The sequence below is a fragment of the Sphingobium trunci genome (genome assembly GCF_022664535.1).
GTDB lineage: Bacteria > Pseudomonadota > Alphaproteobacteria > Sphingomonadales > Sphingomonadaceae > Sphingobium.
This window is the reverse complement of sequence record NZ_JAKUJY010000003.1, coordinates 114,362-130,471: the sequence shown is the minus strand read 5'-3', so window position 1 is coordinate 130,471 and position 16,110 is coordinate 114,362. Positions and strand designations below refer to the sequence as shown.

The 16,110-nt window shown below is 65.3% G+C and carries 15 protein-coding genes; 8 read left to right on the top strand and 7 right to left on the bottom strand.

All coding sequences use genetic code 11. The features are described from left to right. The first annotated feature begins 410 nt into the window (after positions 1 to 410). Complete coding sequence (locus MJ601_RS04055) at positions 411 to 1,352, top strand: IS110 family RNA-guided transposase (protein ID WP_242123528.1); 942 nt, start codon at positions 411 to 413, stop codon at positions 1,350 to 1,352. Between the two features lie 35 nt (positions 1,353 to 1,387). On the opposite strand, the gene MJ601_RS04050 is transcribed toward MJ601_RS04055, so the two are convergent. Both MJ601_RS04050 and MJ601_RS04045 read right to left on the bottom strand, forming a co-directional pair. Next, the gene (locus MJ601_RS04050) at positions 1,388 to 2,155 is read right to left on the bottom strand and encodes a Crp/Fnr family transcriptional regulator (RefSeq protein WP_242123526.1); all 768 of its coding nucleotides are present in this window, start codon (positions 2,153 to 2,155) and stop codon (positions 1,388 to 1,390) included. 153 nt (positions 2,156 to 2,308) lie between these two features. Then, a complete protein-coding gene (locus MJ601_RS04045; protein ID WP_242123524.1) occupies positions 2,309 to 3,088 on the bottom strand; it encodes a class I SAM-dependent methyltransferase in 780 nt (259 codons plus the stop codon). A gap of 87 nt (positions 3,089 to 3,175) precedes the next feature. Between MJ601_RS04045 and MJ601_RS04040 the strand changes: the two genes are divergently transcribed. Continuing rightward, a complete protein-coding gene (locus MJ601_RS04040; protein WP_242123793.1) occupies positions 3,176 to 3,646 on the top strand; it encodes an Rrf2 family transcriptional regulator in 471 nt (156 codons plus the stop codon). Positions 3,647 to 3,706: 60 nt separating this feature from the next. Here the strand turns inward: MJ601_RS04040 and fixJ are convergent, their stop codons facing one another. Genes fixJ through MJ601_RS04025 form a run of 3 tightly spaced genes read right to left on the bottom strand, consistent with a single transcriptional unit; the run spans position 3,707 to position 6,317 of the window. Further along, on the bottom strand, positions 3,707 to 4,333 hold the full coding sequence (gene fixJ, locus MJ601_RS04035) for a response regulator FixJ (protein ID WP_242123522.1): 627 nt from the start codon (positions 4,331 to 4,333) through the stop codon (positions 3,707 to 3,709). After that, a complete protein-coding gene (locus MJ601_RS04030) occupies positions 4,330 to 5,481 on the bottom strand; it encodes a sensor histidine kinase (RefSeq protein ID WP_242123520.1) in 1,152 nt (383 codons plus the stop codon). Before MJ601_RS04030 ends, fixJ begins: the two co-directional genes overlap by 4 nt. A gap of 20 nt (positions 5,482 to 5,501) precedes the next feature. Beyond that, on the bottom strand, positions 5,502 to 6,317 hold the full coding sequence (locus MJ601_RS04025; protein WP_242123518.1) for a universal stress protein: 816 nt from the start codon (positions 6,315 to 6,317) through the stop codon (positions 5,502 to 5,504). A gap of 112 nt (positions 6,318 to 6,429) precedes the next feature. Between MJ601_RS04025 and MJ601_RS04020 the strand changes: the two genes are divergently transcribed. Continuing rightward, positions 6,430 to 6,789, top strand: a complete 360-nt coding sequence (locus tag MJ601_RS04020) for a hypothetical protein (protein ID WP_242123516.1) — start codon at positions 6,430 to 6,432, stop codon at positions 6,787 to 6,789. 134 nt (positions 6,790 to 6,923) lie between these two features. Here the strand turns inward: MJ601_RS04020 and MJ601_RS04015 are convergent, their stop codons facing one another. Further along, positions 6,924 to 7,598, bottom strand: a complete 675-nt coding sequence (locus tag MJ601_RS04015; protein WP_242123514.1) for an OmpW/AlkL family protein — start codon at positions 7,596 to 7,598, stop codon at positions 6,924 to 6,926. 131 nt (positions 7,599 to 7,729) lie between these two features. On the opposite strand from MJ601_RS04015, the gene hemN reads away from it, so the two are divergent. From hemN to MJ601_RS04000, 3 genes are all read left to right on the top strand, one after another. Next, a complete protein-coding gene (gene hemN / locus MJ601_RS04010; protein ID WP_242123512.1) occupies positions 7,730 to 9,037 on the top strand; it encodes an oxygen-independent coproporphyrinogen III oxidase in 1,308 nt (435 codons plus the stop codon). Next, the gene (locus tag MJ601_RS04005; RefSeq protein ID WP_242123510.1) at positions 9,027 to 9,245 is read left to right on the top strand and encodes a hypothetical protein; all 219 of its coding nucleotides are present in this window, start codon (positions 9,027 to 9,029) and stop codon (positions 9,243 to 9,245) included. The genes hemN and MJ601_RS04005 overlap by 11 nt, the downstream gene beginning before the upstream one ends. Before the next feature lie 167 nt (positions 9,246 to 9,412). Further along, positions 9,413 to 10,948: a right-handed parallel beta-helix repeat-containing protein gene (locus MJ601_RS04000; protein WP_242123508.1), complete on the top strand. Its 1,536-nt coding sequence runs from the start codon at positions 9,413 to 9,415 to the stop codon at positions 10,946 to 10,948. Positions 10,949 to 11,084: 136 nt separating this feature from the next. Here the strand turns inward: MJ601_RS04000 and MJ601_RS03995 are convergent, their stop codons facing one another. Continuing rightward, entirely contained in the window at positions 11,085 to 11,969 is an 885-nt protein-coding gene (locus tag MJ601_RS03995) for a LysR family transcriptional regulator (protein ID WP_242123506.1), read from the bottom strand. Positions 11,970 to 12,068: 99 nt separating this feature from the next. Between MJ601_RS03995 and MJ601_RS03990 the strand changes: the two genes are divergently transcribed. Together MJ601_RS03990 and MJ601_RS03985 are read left to right on the top strand one after the other, a co-directional pair. After that, positions 12,069 to 13,568 (top strand): CoA-acylating methylmalonate-semialdehyde dehydrogenase, encoded by a 1,500-nt coding sequence (locus tag MJ601_RS03990; RefSeq protein WP_242123504.1) that lies wholly within the window; start codon positions 12,069 to 12,071, stop codon positions 13,566 to 13,568. A gap of 192 nt (positions 13,569 to 13,760) precedes the next feature. Beyond that, entirely contained in the window at positions 13,761 to 16,106 is a 2,346-nt protein-coding gene (locus MJ601_RS03985) for a TonB-dependent receptor (protein WP_242123502.1), read from the top strand. Positions 16,107 to 16,110: the final 4 nt, after the last annotated feature.

Below are 16,110 nucleotides of genomic sequence, written 5' to 3'. Positions count from 1 at the left end.
CACTTGAGGGAGAGGGATGCGCAGACTTGGCAGCTTGCTGCCTAGTCGTAGCTGGGTGAGAGGGATGCGATCCACAGGATCGCGCGGGCGTCCAGCCCGCTCCCCCTAGAGCGGTCGATCTGATTCCATCAGATCGACCGCTCTATTCTTTTGATTTGCCGCGATTTCTGAACCGTCAGATGATGCCATCAGATCGAAACCGCTTGTCTTATGACATTGCCGTCCGTTTGGGTCATGCTGGATTGCCCGGACCGGGGTGGCCACCCCGGTCCGGGCGGAAGGGGACGGATCGCGAAACCGCCGGTCGTTAAGGGACCGGATTAGAGTAGGATCGCCCCTTTCTTTTCCATCAGGCCCGAACGGATACCGGGGTTTTGGACCCGGATGACAAGCATGGGACAGCGGAAAAGATGAGTGACAATCTACCAGAGACGATCGGCATCGACATCTCCAAAGCGAGCCTCGATTGCCATGCCTACCCCGTCGGCGCCGAGCGCCAATTTGCCAATACCGCCAAGGGCCACAAGGCGCTGATCGCCTGGCTGCGACAATGGCCGATCGAACGGATCGCCTATGAGGCAACCGGCACCTATCATCGCGCACTGGAGGCGGCGCTGACCAACTGGCCCTGTGTGAAGCTCAACCCTGAACGGGTCCGGCGCTTCGCCCAGGCGACTGGCACGCTGGCCAAGACTGATCGCATTGACGCCATCCTGCTGGCTCGTATGGCCGCAACCTTGCAGCCACCCGTCAGACCCGCTCGAAGCGCACAGCAGACCCAAATGGCGGAACTCATCAATGCCCGAGACGGCCTGGTTCGTGATCGCACCGCGCTCAAAAATCGTGAGAAAAATCTCACCATCGCCTTTCTCAAGCGCCAGTGTCGCCAGCGGCTCGAACAGATCGATCGACATATCGAGGCCCTCGATGCCGAGATCTCCAACCTGATCACCGCCGATGCCGTACTCGCTCGCCGACACCAGATCCTGACCAGCATCGCGGGTGTGGGAACGCTGACCGCCAACCAGCTCATCGCCACCATGCCCGAACTCGGCAGCCTTGAGAACAAGCAGGCCGCATCCCTTGCCGGCCTTGCACCGATCCCGCGCCAATCCGGACAAGGGAAAGGCAAAAGCTTCATCCGCGGCGGACGTGCCAACGTGAGGCAGGCCCTCTATATGCCGGCCCTCGTCGCCGCCCGATACAACCCTGACCTCAAGGCAAAGTACCAACAACTCGTCACCGCAGGAAAGCCCGCAAAAATCGCCATCACCGCCGTCATGCGAAAGATCGTCGTCACCGCAAACGCTCTGCTCAAAGCCGATAGATGCTGGCCCCAATCTCAGGCTTGATCATCACGGATACTCTAATCCAGCACCGCCTAACCTCATTCCCCCTCGGCCAGACTCTCCAGCCACGCAGCGTCGCAGATCCGCACCCCGCGCCGTCCCACCAGCGCGATCACGCCCAGCCGCTTCATCTCGCTGATCTGCCGCGACACGGTCTCGATCGTCAGCCCCAGCACGTCGGCGATCTGCTGGCGCGACAGGGGCAGTTCGATCACCCCATCGCGACCGCCCCGCAGCCGCCGCCCCATGTCGAGCAGCAGCGTCGCGACCTTCTCCTGTGCATTCTTCCGCCCCAGCAGCAGCATCCAGGCCCGCGTCCGGTCCAGATCGTCCAGCGTCCGCTGCAACAGCCGATGCTCCAGTTGCGGATGCGTGCGCGCGAAGCCGTCGAACGCCCCGCGCGGATAAAGGCACAGCCGCGCATCGGTCAGCGCCGTCACGCTATGCGGCGTGCGCGCGCCAAAGGGCCGCCCGATGAAATCCGACGCGTAGACGACGCCGACAATCTGCTCCCGCCCGTCCCCGGTGGAGGTGGAAAGCTTGAGCGTCCCCTCGATCACATTGGCGACCAGGGTGGAGCTGTCGCCCTCCCACATCACGGTCTGCCCGGCCTTGAGCGTGACGCGCCGCCCGATCCGGTTCAGCGCCTCGCGCTCCCTCGCGTCGAGATCGGCACAGACCGCCTGATCGCGCACTTCGCACCGGTCGCAACAGCCCGCGCCGCAACCGCTCGCCGCCGGTGTCATCATCAGCGCCATCTCGGCATCGCGCGGCGCCTTTTGCGCCAGATCAAATCGCATATCCATGTCCGCTGCATGACTCCGCAGCGGGATCGGACCTATCCGTAATTGTCCCTATCGGGGCTAACCCGATCGAAGGCGGCAACGGGTCGAGCGCGGCGCGCTCGAGTTGAAACGCGGTTGGCCGATCCCCGCCAAAAGCGCCGCCATCGGATTTTATCAGCGTCGAGCGACCCCGATCAGCGCGGTTGAGGGAATGGGCAAGATCGAACGCTCACCCGCCATTTTCCGTACCTGCGCAACAACGCTTGCCCTTTCCTCCTCGCCAAGGCTGGTCCAGTCAGGGGACATGCCGAATAACGTGTCGGGATCGTCGAGCGCCGTGACGTCGAGCGCATAGTCATGGGTGACACGCTCGATCTGCGGGTCTTGAAAGCCAGCGATCATCATCTCGCGGCCGAGATCGTTCGGATCACTCAGGGCGCCTATGGCCTCCGGCATTGTCACGTCATCGCGGCCGGGGAAGAGCTTACGGCGAATATTGCCGAGCAGCAGGAAAGTGGCTGCACCACGTTCCTGCCAGGTTGCGACAATGCCGTAACCGCCGGGGCGCGTGACCCGCGCCATTTCGGCCAGTCCTTTTCGCCAGTCGGGAAACATGATGACCCCAAAGATCGAGAAGACGGCATCGAACGCTCCGTCAGCCAGTGCAAGGGCCTGCCCATCCATCACACGCGCCTCGACATTGGGAAGCCGTGCCGCGGCGATGCGCGCGACCATTCCGGGCGAGAAGTCTGTCGCAAGCACGTGAGCGCCTGTCCGGGCGGCGGCCAGCGCCAGCGCGCCGGTGCCTGCCGCAATGTCAAGTACATGGCTACCCGGCCCCAGGGCTACGCGAGCCATAGCCGCCTGGGCGAAGTGCGCGGTGAAAGGATGGGCCGTCTTCTCATAGTGTTGAGCGGCCGCGTCCCAATGGTTCGGATTTTCAAACTCTCGCATTTCACCTGCTCCACGAATCACGTAACATTATAAGTATCGTGAAATATCATGCTTGCCAATGCCGACTGGAATGCGAAGGATCGAGAGATGCGTAATGACAGCCGCCTTTCGCGAATGCTCCATGTGTTGCTTCATATGGCGCGGCATGAAGGGGCGATGACGTCCGAAGCCATTGCAGCGATGCTGGGCACCAACCCGGTCGTCATCCGACGCACGATGGCTGGCTTGCGGGACGCAGGATATGTGAGCTCGGAAAAGGGCCATGGCGGTGGCTGGGTCATTGCGGCGGATTTGGAGACAGTGTCACTCCTCGACGTGCATCGGGCGGTAGGGGGATCGCGCATCTTTGCGATCGGCAATGAACATTCCAATCCCGATTGCGCGGTTGAGGGGGCTGTCAACCAAGCACTGGAGGAAGCGCTTGCGGAGGCGGAGGCTTTGCTGGTCGCCCGGCTGGGTGCAGTGAAACTCTCCGACTTGGCTCGAAGCTTCGATGCGCGCTGCGCCTCGGGGAAGGACAGAGCTTCCAGCCCGGTCAGATTTCCCTCACAAGAGTAAATTGTTCGTTCCAAAGGACAAGCAAATGGCTGCCGAACGGCTGCGCGGGGTCTAAACCCCTCACCCAGCCTTGTCCGCCTCGCTCCCCGCATGAAATGCAATCCGCAGCGCTTCGGCAAGGCTCTTCACCTCCAGCTTCTGCATCAGATTGGCGCGATGGATTTCCACCGTCCTGGGGCTGATCCCCAGATCATAGGCGATGGTCTTGTTGGGCAGCCCCTCGACCAGCCCGTCCAGCACCTCGCGCTCCCGTTCCGTCAGCGCGTTGAGCCGCGCCCGCGCCTCCTCCGCCCGCGCATTGGCGCTGCGGTCGGCGACGGACAGTTTCCGCGCCGCCTCGATGCACCCCAGCAGCGCCACCTTCTCGAACGGCTTTTCGATGAAGTCGCTCGCCCCCGCCTTCATCGCGCCCACCGCCATGTCGATGTCGCCATGGCCGGTCATGATCACCACCGGCAGCATCACGCCCCGCGCCCGCAATTCCCGCTGTACCTCCAGCCCGTCGATATCGGGCATGCGCACGTCCAGCAGCACGCAGCCCGGTTCCAGATCGGCGGCCGCCTTCAGAAAGGCCGTCCCGCCCTCGAACAGCCGGACCGCATAGCCGCTGGTCTTGAGCATGAAGGACAGGGATCGCCGGATCGCCTCGTCATCGTCCACGACATAGATGGTATAGGGTTCGCTCATGCTTCGTCCGCCGCGTCCAGGGTGAAATGAAATTCGGTGCCGCCCCAGGGCGAAGGCCGCGCCCAGATGCGCCCGCCATGCCCCTCGATGATCGTCTGGCTGATCGACAGGCCCACACCCATGCCCGACGCCTTGGTGGTGGTGAAGGGCGTGAACAGCGTGCGCGACATGTCGGGGTCAAGCCCGGTGCCGCTGTCGGCCACCACCACCTCCACCCGCCCGCTGTCGATCGGCACAGCGGACAGGCGCAGGATGCGCGCCGGGCTGCCCGCCATCGCCTCGACCGCATTCTTGACGAGGTTGATGATGACCTGCTGCAACTGCACGCGGTTCACCAGCACCTTGTCGATGCGCCGGTCGACCTGGATGTCCATGTCGATGCCCCGGCTGTCCGCGCCGATGAAGGCCAGCGCCGCGCCTTCCGCCAGCAGCGCGCGCAACGGTTCGGGCTGGCGCATGGTCTCGCCGCGCTTGATGAACTCGCGCAGCGACCGGATGATCTCGCCCGCGCGCAGCGCCTGCCTCGCGCTTTCGTCCATCGCCTCGCGCAGCATCTCGCGGTCCACCGGCCCCCCGGCGTCCAGCAGGTCGCGCCCCGCCTCCAGATAATTGGCGATGGCGGTCAGTGGCTGGTTCAGCTCATGCGCCAGCGCCGACGCCAGCGTCCCCATCGCCGTCACCCGGCTGGCATGGGCCAGTTCCGCCTGCAGGTCGGCCACGCGCCGTTCGGCCTGCTGCCGCTCGGTCAGGTCGCGGATGAAGCCGGTGAACAGCCGCCGCCCTTGATCCTGCACCTCCCCCACCGACAGTTCGATGGGAAAGGTCGACCCGTCCCGCCGCCTGGCGCTGGTCAGCCGCCCGATGCCGATGATCCGCTTCTCGCCGGTATGGAGATAATGGTCGATATAGCCGTCATGCCGCTCCCGGTCCGGGGAGGGCATCAGCATCGAGATATTCTCGCCCAGCACGTCGCTTTCGGCATATTGGAACATGCGCTGCGCCGCCGCGCTGAACGACACGATGGCCCCACGCATGTCGATCACGATCAGCGCATCGGGCACGGTCGCCAGGATCGACCCCAGCAGCGCCTGCTCCAGGCTATGCTCGCGTTGGCTCAAGCCCTCGGTATCGTCGTCCGCTACCCCCATCACCGCACCATGGCGCGTCTTCAGTGCGCCAGCAAGACCGGCACGCGCACTTCCTGCAGGACCGTGCGGGTCACGCCGCCGAACACATATTCGCGCAAGCGGCTGTGGCCATAGGCGCCCATCGCCAGCCAGTCCGGCTTCAGCACCCGGATCGCCGCCATCAGCGCGTCCGCCACCGCGCGGCCATCCTGCGGCCAGGTGTGGAGCTGCGTCATGACGCCGTGCCGGGCGAGATATTCGGGCGCATCGGTCGCGGGGAAGGGATATTTGCCCGCTTCCTCCACCGTCACCACATGCACCTCCTGCGCCAGCTTCAGCAGCGGCACCGCCCCCCGCAGCGCCGCCGCCGCCTCCTGCGATCCGTCCCAGGCGACCAGCGCGCGCCCCGCCACCATCATCGCCCTGGCCGACTGCGGCACCGCCATCACCGGCGTCCGCCCCGCCAGCGCCAGATCGGCGCAGAGCGGCAACGGATCATGATAATCCCTGCGCATCCCTTCGGGCAGGGTGGCGACGATCGCATCGCTCAGCTTGGCCGCCGACAGCAGCCCGCGAACGATATCCCCGTCGGCCTGCCGCCAGTCCCAGCTCACGCCCTCGCGCCGCAACCGCTCCTCGGTCCGCGCGCGCAGCTTCTCGTCCATGGCATGAAGCTCATCGACCATCGCGGGTGCCAGCGAAGCACCGCCATACATGTCGGCCGCCACGAAATCGGGCAGCGTCGTCACCTGCACGCAATGGATATGACCGTCCGTCGCGCGAACCATGTCGCACGCCGCCTGCAGGCGGCTTTCCGCGCCCCGGTCGTCATGGATATGCAGCAGCACCGATTTCATGGCCCGTCTCCGTCAATGGCTTGCTTCGCCATGGCTAGGGCAGTCGGCCCCGCCCCCGCCATCCGGGATAGTCCTTATATCCTTTCGGCCCGCGAAATCGGATTGCAGGGCCATGACATGGACGACGATACGCCTGGAACTCGCCCGCACGCCCGCCTTTCCCAACGGATCGGCGGCGCGCAGCTATGTGATGCGCCTGCCGCTGGGGCATGACGGGCTGATCGACGAGCAGGAATATCGCCATCATCCCGAACTGGCGACGGTGCGGCGCTTCTGGCCCAACGAGCCGGACCGCCACGGCTGCCTGCTGCGCACGTCCGAAGGCTGGGCGCTATCCTATGAACCGGGCGAGGAGGATGACGAAAATATCTTCCGCCTGGACGCCCATGCGATCCTGCCGGGCAGCTATCTGACCCTGACCGAACCGGACGGCGAACGCCTGCCCTTCGTGGTAAAGGCCCTCGCGGCTTAGAGAGTTAGGGCGTCAAGAGGCGCAGAGGACGGCGCGGGTCTTCTCCGCGTCCTCCGCGCCTCTGCGCGAACCATTCCAACCCCATTGCGGGAAGGGGCGGCAGCCGCTCCGGCCACCGCCCCCGTCCAACCGGGTCAGAATTTCATTCCCACCCCGACACCGAAGACCAACGGGTCCAGCGCCAGCTTCACCCGCTGCACCCCCGCCGCCGTGGTCGTCAGCCGCGCGGTGGTGTCGATGTCGATATATTTGACGTCCAGGTTCAGGAACAGCTTGTCGTTCAGGTCGATATCGACCCCCGCCTGCCCGGCCCAGCCGAAGCTGTCGGACATGTGCACGCTGGTCGCCCCCGCTGCGCTTTCCAGCGCGCCGGACGCCTTCTCATTGTAGAACAGCGTGTAATTCACCCCCGCGCCGACATAGGGCCGGACCTTGCCCTCGGGCAGAAAATGATATTGCACGGTCAGCGTCGGCGGCAGCACCCAGGTGGAGGCGAGCCGGCCGATCGCGCCGGTCGTCCCGCTCCGCCCGCTGGCGCTGTGCTTGGTGGTCGCGGCGATCAGCTCGAAGCCGACATGGTCGGTCGCCATATAGGTGACGTCGATTTCCGGCATCACGCTGTTGTCGACCTTCACCTTCTCGCCGGGAAAGGCGGGCAGCACGCTGCCGCTCTTCTCGTTGGGCGCCACCATGATGCCGCGCAGCCGCACCAGCACGTCGCCCTTGGCCAGGCCTGTCGTCGCGGCCTGGGCCGGAGCGGCGATGATGGCGCAACCGGCGGCGGCCAGCAGGATCGTCTTGATTGTCATGGGCCTGTCTCCATCCCTGTTGTCGGTGATGTCCCTCTGCCCTGCCCGCGCCTCCCCGGCATTGATCCTGCGCAAGCGGAAATTTGACCTCCCTCAATGCGGCCTGCCGCCCCGGCTGCCATCAGACGCGCATGTGGACCTATCATCCCGATCTGCTTGCCCGGCCCGTGCCGCGCTACACCAGCTATCCCACCGCGGCGCAGTTCGGCGGCGAGGTGGGCGCGGCGGACCTTTCCGCCCGGCTGGAGGGGGTGGAAAGGGATGCGGCGCTCTCGCTCTATGTCCACATCCCCTATTGCCACGACATCTGCTGGTATTGCGGCTGCAACACCGGCGCTGCCAACCGCTCCCAGCGCCTCGCCGCCTATGTCGAGGCGCTGGAACGGGAAATCGCGCTGGTCGCGGGGCGGCTGAAGGGGCGCGGCCGGGTCCGGCGGATCGCCTTTGGCGGCGGCAGTCCCAATTCGCTGCCACTGGTCGATTTCGTCCGGCTGCTCCAGCAACTGCTGCTCTGCTTCGACGCGCATCATGCGGAAATCTCGGTCGAGCTGGACCCCCGCCGCCTCGACCGGCAATGGATTTCGACCATGGCGGCCATGGGCGTCGACCGGGTCAATCTGGGCGTCCAGACCTTCACGCCGCATGTGCAGACCGCCATCGGCCGCATCCAGCCGCTCGAAACGGTGGCACGCGCCGTCGACCAGCTTGGCCTGTCGGGCATCGCGACCGGCTTCGACCTGATGTACGGCCTGCCGGGCCAGAGCATCGACGATCTCGCCGCCACGCTGGAGGCAAGCGTCCGGCTGCGCCCCGCGCGCATCGCCCTGTTCGGCTATGCGCACATGCCCCAGCTTCTGCCCCGCCAGCGCCGCATCGACGCCAGCGCGCTGCCGGACCTTCCCACCCGCTTCGCCATGGCGGCGCAGGGCTATCGAACGCTCACCGCCGCGGGCTATGACGCGATCGGCTTCGACCATTTCGCCCAGCCGCGCGACAGCATCGCCAGGGCCGCCGCGGAGGGGCGGCTGCGCCGCAATTTCCAGGGCTTCACCGACGATCCCGCGGACATATTGCTGGGCCTGGGCGCCAGCGCGATCAGCCAGTTTCCCGACCTCATCGTCCAGAATGAAAAGCAGGCCGGACCCTGGCGCGAACGGGTGGAGGCGGGCGAAATCTCCGCCACGCGCGGCACGCTGCGCACCGTGGAGGACCAGCGCCGGGGCCGCATCATCGAAGCGTTGCTGTGCCAGGGCCACGCCCGGATCGACCCAGCCATCCCCCTTCCCGACCTGTCGCATTTCGATCGGCTGGGCCTGATCCGCCTGAGCGGCGACCAGCTCGTCCTGCTGCCGGAGGCCCTGCCCTATGCCCGCAGCATCGCCGCCTGTTTCGACGCCTATCTGCAACCGGCCGAGCGGCGGTTCAGCCATGCGGTATAGCGCGCTCGCCCTCGCCGCTCTCGCCTGCGCGCAGACATCGGCCGCCGCGATGCCGGACGCCAATCCCTCCTCGCCCTATTTCTGCGGCTCCGCCCCTCCCGGCTGGACCCCGCCATGGCAGCGCAAGCCCGCCATTCCCCCCGGCAAGGACGCGGCCTGCCATCTCATGCCCTGCGACCGGCAAAGGCGGCCCTCGCCGCAGGTCTAGGACATGGAACTCAGTCCAGTCTCACGGCCGTCATCCCGGGCTTGACCCGGGAACCCGGCTTCTTTCACGCCGCGCGCAAGATGAAGCCCGACCCCGGATCAAACATCCGGAACGACGGAATCCATATGGCGAAATCCGGTTCCATCCCATTATAATGCTCCCCGTCCATGTTGAGCACGGCCGCGAAAATCGTCTCTCTCGCGCTGCTGGCGGCTGCATCCATTTCAGCCGCCAGCGCCGAAACCTATTATGTCAGTTCCCTGACGGGCGACGATGGTTTCGACGGCAGGGCGCCCGACCGCCCCTGGCGCACGCTGGGCAAGGTCGGCCATTTCCCTCTGAAACCGGGCGACCAGGTGCTGCTGTTGGCGGGATCGGTCTGGCGTGAAGCCCTGACGCTGACGCGATCGGGCCGGAAGGGCACCCCCATCACCATCGCCGCGACCGGCAGCGGAGCGCGCCCCCGCATCGACGCCGGCGGCCTGTCCCCCCATGCCGTCGCGATCGTCGACGCCGGCCATGTGAGCGTCAGCGGACTGGAACTGACCAATGACGGCCCCACGCCCGCGCAGCGCTTCGGCCTGCTGGTGTCGGCGCAGGACCGGGGCGTGACCCGCGGCATCCGGATCAGCGATCTCTATATCCATGACGTGCGCGGCACCAACGATCGCAAGGACAATGGCGGCATCGTCTTCCGCGCCACCGGGCAGAGGGTGCCGACGCGCTTTGAGGACCTGGTGATCGAACGCAACATCGTCTGGCGGACGGACCGGTCGGGCATCGCCGGGATCAGCGACCGGGTGACGGCGCAGGACTGGTTTCCCAGCACCCAGGTCGTCATCCGCGACAATTTCCTGGAGGATATCGGCGGCGACGGCATCGTGCCCAGGGGTACGGACGGGGCGCTGATCGAGCATAATATCGTGCGCCAGGCGGGCAGCCGGGCGCCGGGCTATACCGCCGCCATCTGGCAATGGAGCACCGACGACAGCCTGATCCAGCTCAACGAAGCGGCCTTCACCCGCACCCGCTATGACGGCCAGGGCTTCGATTCCGACTTCAATTCGCGCCGGACGACCTTTCTCTACAATTACAGCCATGACAATGCGGGCGGCTTCCTGCTGGTCTGTTCACCCCGGCACGGCCCGGACAATCTCGGCAATCGGGGAACCCGCGCCCGCTTCAATGTCAGTCGCAATGACGGGACGCGTATCTTCCAGCTTGCGGGCAATGTGTCGGGCGTCCGGATCGACCATAATGTCATCCATGTGCCCGAGGCGCAGGACGTGCAGATGGTGGTGGCGACGCAATGGGACGGCTGGGCGCGCGACGTCCGGTTCAGGCGCAATGTCTTCAAGGTCGCGGGCCATGCGCGCTATGGCAGCGAGACGGGACGCAGCGGGCCGGACTATCTGATCCAGGCCGGATTTGGCCCGGCCCGCTCGATCCGCTTCAAACGCAACAGCTATGCGGGCCGCCATGTCGACCTGCCGGAGGATGGCGCCGGACAGACCATCCTCCCCTATCTGGAGCAGCCGGCGGACTGGGACATACCGGTCTTCGATCCCGCCCGGCCGGACGGCTTCGCCGACTATCTCGCCCGCCACCGGGCCTGGATGCTCGCCATGCTGCAACGCGAACTGGGCCGCCCGGTCGAACTGCAACGCCCCCGGCGCACTTCCCTCTTCGACGGGCGGCGATGAGGGCGGGCTGTTTTTCCTGTCCTACAGCGGACCTCTCAGGCTAGGGTCGTGACCGGCTCTTTGACTTTGTAGGAAATGCAGGAAAAACAGGGCTTTCCGGCGCCTCTGTCGTGTCACCTATGTCACCCGGTCCCCGTCACAGCCGGTCGCGCATCGCCCTCATCACCTCGTCCAGAAAATCCACCGCCGCCCGGACTCGCGGCAGGCGCTGCAGGTCGGCATGCATGACCAGCCAATAGCTGCGCCACACCTCCATCTGGCCCGGCATGATCTGCACCAGCCGCTCATCCTGCGCCGCGGCGAAGACATGCAGCACGCCGATCCCCATGCCCGCCGCCACCGCCGCATGCTGCGCCGCGCTGGAACTCGCCCGGAAGGCGATGGTGGCGCCGGGCCATATCTGGTCGAGGGCGATCATCTCCGGGAAACCCGCCAGTTCCTCGATATAGGAAACGAAGATATGCCGGTTGAGGTCGCCGCGCGCCACGGGCAGCCCCTCCCGCTCCAGATAATCCTTCGCGGCATAGAGGCCGAGCCGGTAATCCGCCAGCTTGCGCGTCACCAACCGGCCCTTGGGCGGGGGTTTGAGCATCACGGCGATATCGGCCTCCCGCTTCGACAGGCTGGCGGCGCGGCTTTCCGAAGCCAGTTCCAGCGTCAGCCGGGGATGCCGCGCCCGCAGCGCGGCGACATGGGGCGCGACCATATGGCTGGCGAAGGCCTCCGGCGTCGCCAGCCGGACAATCCCCTCAATCTCCCGGTCACGCCCCGCCACGCTAGCGGCCGCGGCGAGCAGTTCGCTCTCGATCCGCTCGGCATGGGCGACCAGCGCGAAGGCGGCGGGCGTCGGCGTGACCCCGCGCGGCGACCGGTCGAACAGCCGCGCGCCCAGCGCCGTCTCCAGGCTGGTGATGCGCCGCGCGACGGTGCTATGATCGACCCCCAAGCGCCGGGCGGCGGCAAGCATGTTGCCCTCCCGCATGACGGCAAGGAAAAGGCGCAGTTCATCGGAATTGAGCATGGGCATTTCCGCACAACCAATGTGTCATCCTATAGGTATCGCTGCAAAGCCGACCCGTCTATAGATTCGCCATATTTCGTCAGGAGAGGAAGCCGGACAATGCGTTCCATCACCCATTTCATCCACGGCAAGCCAGCCCCGCTCGCCGGCGCGCGCCTGTCGGACGTGCTCGATCCCGCGACCGGCACCGTGCAGGCGCAGGTCGAACTGGCCAATCCCGCCCATCTGCAGAAGGCGATCGACAGCGCCCGCGAAGCGCAGCCCGAATGGGCCGCGACCAACCCGCAGCGCCGCGCCCGCGTGATGTTCCGCTACAAGGAACTGATCGAACAGAATATGGACGAACTCGCCCATCTGCTCTCGTCCGAACATGGCAAGGTGATCGCCGACGCCAGGGGCGATATTCAGCGCGGGCTGGAGGTCGTGGAATTCGCCTGCGGCATCCCGCACCTGCTGAAGGGTGAATATACCGAGGGCGCCGGTCCCGGCATCGACGTCTATTCGATGCGCCAGCCGCTGGGCATCGTGGCGGGCATCACCCCCTTCAACTTCCCGGCGATGATCCCGCTGTGGATGAGCGCGATGGCGATCGCCTGCGGCAACGCCTTCATCCTCAAGCCCTCCGAACGCGATCCGTCGGTGCCGGTGCGCCTTGCCGAACTGGCGCTGGAAGCGGGCCTGCCCGCGGGCATATTGAACGTCGTCCATGGCGACAAGGAGATCGTCGACGCCATTCTCGACCATCCGGATATCAAGGCGGTCAGCTTCGTCGGATCGTCCGATATCGCCAACTATGTCTATCAGCGCGCCGCCGCCAACGGCAAGCGCGCCCAGTGCATGGGCGGGGCGAAGAATCACGGCATCATCCTGCCCGACGCCGACATGGACCAGGCGGTCGCCGATATCGTCGGCGCGGCCTATGGCTCGGCGGGCGAACGCTGCATGGCGCTTCCGGTGGTCGTGCCGGTGGGCGAAGCGACGGCGGACGCGTTCCGCGAAAAGCTGGTGAGCGCCATCGAAACGCTGCGCCCCGGCATCCCGACCGACCCCGACGCCCAATATGGCCCGCTCGTCACGGGCCAGCACAAGGCGCGGGTGGAAAGCTATATCCAGATGGCGGCCGACGAAGGCGCGGAAATCGTCGTCGACGGGCGGGGTTTCTCGCTGCAGGGTTATGAGGAGGGCTATTATCTCGCCCCGACCCTGATCGACCGGGTGACGCCGGACATGAAAAGCTATCAGGACGAAATCTTCGGTCCCGTGCTTCAGATCATGCGCGCCCAGACCTTCGAGGAAGCGTTAAGCTATCCGACGAAGCATCAATATGGCAATGGCGTCGCCATCTTCACCCGCAATGGCGATGCCGCCCGCAAATTCGCCGCGCAGGTCGAGGTCGGCATGGTCGGCATCAATGTGCCGATCCCGGTGCCTGTCGCCTATCACAGCTTCGGCGGCTGGAAGCGCTCGGGCTTCGGCGATCTCGACCAATATGGCATGGACGGCGTGCGCTTCTACACCCGGACCAAGAAGATCACGCAGCGCTGGCCCACCGGCGGCGCGGTGATCGACCAGAGCTTCGTCATTCCGACGATGAAGTAATTTCCCTCAGGGTCAGGAAGGGCCGTGATCGTCGCGGCCCTTCCTTTTCCGCCCGTCGCGGCGTGCCCGGCCCAGCCTGTCACAGCTTCGTCACGGGACTGACTTGTTCCGGTCAACCCGCGCTCATCGCAATGCAACATCGCCGGACTATCGCCCCCCGATCCAAGTCTTGAAAAGGGGGACTTCCCGGCCATGCGTACCATAACGACCCTGCTGATGACGTCGGCATCCGTCATCGCCGTTCCAGCCTTCGCGCAGGACAGTCAGCCCGCCGACTCCACCGCGGTCGAGGGCGCGAACATCATCGTCTTCGGCCGGGGCGAAACCCGCCAGGTGCAGGAAATCACCAACCAGGATATCTTGACGCTGACGCCCGGGACCAACCCGCTCAAGGCGATCGAAAAGCTGCCCAGCGTCAATTTCCAGGCGTCCGATCCGTTCGGCAATTATGAATGGTCGCAGCGCGTCACCATCCGCAGCTTCAACCAGAACCAGCTCGGCTTCACCTTCGATGGCATTCCGCTGGGCGACATGAGCTACGGCAACCATAACGGGCTGCACATCACCCGTGCGATCAGTTCCGAAAATATCGGCAGCGTCCGCGTCTCCCAGGGCGCAGGGTCGATCGGCACGCAGGCCACCAATGCGCTGGGCGGCACGATCGAGACATTCTCCGCCGACCCCGCCGATTATCTGAGCGGCGGATCCTTCGGCGCGCAGGGCAACCTGACCTATGGCAGCAACGAGACATGGCGCGGCTTCGCCCGGCTGGCGCTCGGCAGCCGGGACGGCATTCGCGGCTATCTGTCCTACGGCTATGGCTCGACCGACAAGTTCAAGGGCAACGGCACGCAGGACCAGCATATGGGCAATGCGAAGGTCGTGATCCCCGTCGGCGCCGCAACGGTCGACGGCTGGCTCAGCTATTCCGACCGGCGGGAACAGGATTATCAGGACATGTCGATGTCGATGATCCGCCGCCTCGGCTGGAACTGGGACAACACATATCCCGACTATGCCCGCGCGATCCAATATGCCGACATCGCCAACAATATCGACCGGGTGAACAATTCGAGCGGCCTGCCCGTCCCGGACGGGCGATCGGACATCACTGGGCTGCCTCCATCCAACCGGGCGGCCGGATCGGTATTCCCCGGCAATGTCATCAGCCTGGACGACGCCTATTATGACGCGGCGGGCCTGCGCAAGGACTGGCTGGGCGCGCTGGGCGTCAGCGCGCCGTTGGGCGAACATGCCAGCTTCAAGCTGAAGGGCTATTATCACAACAACAAGGGCATGGGCCTGTGGGCCACCCCTTATGTGCCCAGTCCCAACGGCGTGCCGATCTCGGTGCGCACCACCGAATATCGGATGGACCGGATCGGCGTGTTCGGCAGCATCGACTTTTCGCTCGGCATCCAGAATTTCACCGTCGGCGGCTGGTATGAGAATAACAAGTTCAACCAGGCCCGCCGCTTCTATGCCCTCGCCAGCCGGACCGAGCCGGGCCTCAGCTTCCGCGACTATCCGCAAGATCCTTTCGCGACCCAGTGGGAGTTCGATTTCACGACCGACACGATCCAATATCATGTGCAGGATCAGATCGATCTGGGCATGGTGAAGATCAATCTGGGCTGGAAGGGCTTCAAGGCCACGAATGAGGCCGACGCCGTCGTTAAGGCCAGTTTCCCCGAAGGCCGGATCAAGGCGGAGGACTGGTTCCAGCCCCATGCCGGTTTCACCGTCGAATTTTCGCCGGAGGCCGAATTGTTCGGCGGCTTCACCCAGGCGACCCGCGCCTTCGCCAGCGCGACGACAACCGGCCCCTTCTCAACCAGCCAGACCGGATTCGATGCGATCAAGGACAGCCTGAAGCCGGAAGCATCCGACACCTACGAACTCGGCCTTCGCTATCATAATTCGGTCTTCAACGGCGTGATCGGCGCCTATCTGGTCAATTTCCGCAACCGCCTGCTGGCGGTGACGGTGGGCAGCCCGATCCAGGGCCTTGCATCCGCCTTGCAGAATGTCGGCAATGTCCGCGCCCTGGGTGTGGAGGCAGCGGGCGACCTGAAGCTGGGCGGCGGCTTTGGCCTCTACGCCTCCTACAGCTATACCGATTCCACCTATCGCGATGACGTCTACAGCAACACGACGGACGCCAGCGGCAATCCGGTCAGAACGCTGGTGGCCGCGATCAAGGGCAAGACCGTGGTCGACAGCCCCAGGCATATGGCGCGGGGCGAGATCAATTATGAACATGACGGCGCCTATGGCCGGATCGGCGCCAACTATATGTCGCGCCGCTATTATACCTATACCAACGACCAGTCGGTGCCGGGCCGCGTCATCGTCGACGCGACCGTCGGCTATCATTTCAACCCGCACCTCGAACTGCAACTCAACGCCACCAACCTGCTGAACAAGAAATATGTCGGCACCATCGGTTCGGGCGGCTTCGGCAACAGCGGCGACGCGCAAACCTTGCTGGTCGGCGCGCCCGCCCAGTTCTTCGCCACGATCAGGGCGGGGTTCTGAACCG